Here is a 1,569-nt window from a genome sequence, read left to right on the forward strand (position 1 = left end):
CGGCGGGTGCCCCGCGCTCGCGCAGCGTCAGCGCGCCGGCCTGGCGGCCCGCGGCCTGGCCGAGCGCCGCGACGACGCTGCCGCCGTAGCGGCTGCGCAATGCCTCGACGCGCTCCTGCAGCGGCCCGCCATCGGCGATCTTCTCGTGGTGGCGTTGCAGGGTCATGCGCGCCATCTCGATCAGCTTGCCGTTCAGCGTGCGCTCGCCATGCGCCAGCAGCAGCTGCACGGCGCCGCGGTGGTCGCCCGACAGCGTGTGCGACACCGCCTGCTCGGCCATCTCGTTGATGCGCTGCTGCGCGTCGCGCACGCGCTGCGCGTGCGGCGGGTGGCTGGAGGCGGTGCGCGCCAGCAGTTCGGCCAGCCCCTTCGCGCTCGCGAAGCGCAGCGCCAGCGCGTCGACCCAGTCGTCGGCGCCGTCCAGGTTCAGCTCGGCGGCGGTCAGCTGCGACAGCATGCTCAGCACGTTGCACGCCGCTTCCATGTCGAAGCCCGGTTCGCGCAGCTCGCGCGTGATCTCGCGCACCGCGGCGATCGCCGCGCCGAGCTGTTTCTGCAGCATCAGGTTGAACACGTTGACCACCGCGGTGAAGCGCTGCAGGCGGCGGCTCTGCGGCACCTTCTCCAGCGCGTGCTGGAGGTTGTCGAGGCAGCGCTGCAGGCCCTTCGAATCGCGCTGGTGGAAGCGCGTGAAGGCCAGCAGCACCAGCGTCTGGTAGTCGAACATCTTCGAGCTGATGCCCACCGACGCGGCGCGCTCCAGCATGCGGCCCGCCTCGTCGCGGTCGCCCATGTAGAAGGCGAGCATCCCGTGCTTCTGCAGCCGGGTGATCGAGCCGGGCGTCAGCGCGGTGGCGCGCTTGTAGGTGTCGAGCGCGCTCTGCAGGTCGCCCTGCTCGACCTGCACCCGCCCCATCACGTCGTACGCATCGACGAAGCTCGGGTGGTCGCCGATCAGGCTTTCCAGCGTGCGCAGCGCCGGGCCCGGCTGGCCGGCGTCGAGCTGGCTGCGCGCAATGCCCAGGCGCGCCCACGGGATCGCGCCGGTCTTCTGCACCGCCTCGAACATCTGGCGCGCCGCGTCGTGCTTGCCCACGCGCAGCAGCAGCTCCGAACCGATGCGCGCCGCGTACAGCCAGTACGGGCCGCGCTGCTCGAAGCGGGCGGCGCACAGCGCGGCGCCGCGCTCGAAATCGCCTTCCTCGATCGCGAGGAAGATCTCGCCCAGCGATTTCTTGCGCCGGCGCGCCTGCATCAGCCGCTCGCCGAGCGCGGTCGCGGTGTGGGGTTTCAGCAGGTAGCTGTCGAGCGCCGACTCGGCGGCGTCGGCCACCAGCGTGTACGAGGCTTCGCTGGTGACGATGATGAAGACGGTGGACAGCGGCAGCAGCTGGTTGCGCCGCAGGTCGTCGAGCAGGTTCTGCCCGGAGTAGCCGGTGGCGCTGAAGCTGTGCTCGCACAGCACCACGTCGAACGGGCGCACCTCCAGCTGCTTGCGGGCGTCTTCGATGCGGCCGCATTGCGCGACCGTGCCGACGCCGAAATCGCGCAGCTGGGCGGAAAGAATGC

1 protein-coding gene is annotated in these 1,569 nt (G+C 71.2%); it reads right to left on the minus strand.

What is annotated here, in order from left to right; genetic code table 11:
• The coding region (locus tag AC1D15_RS31450; protein ID WP_477829127.1) for a tetratricopeptide repeat protein at positions 1 to 1,569 on the minus strand (1,569 nt) is incomplete at both ends.

It is taken from the genome of Rhizobacter sp. P2_H2, from assembly GCF_056403375.1.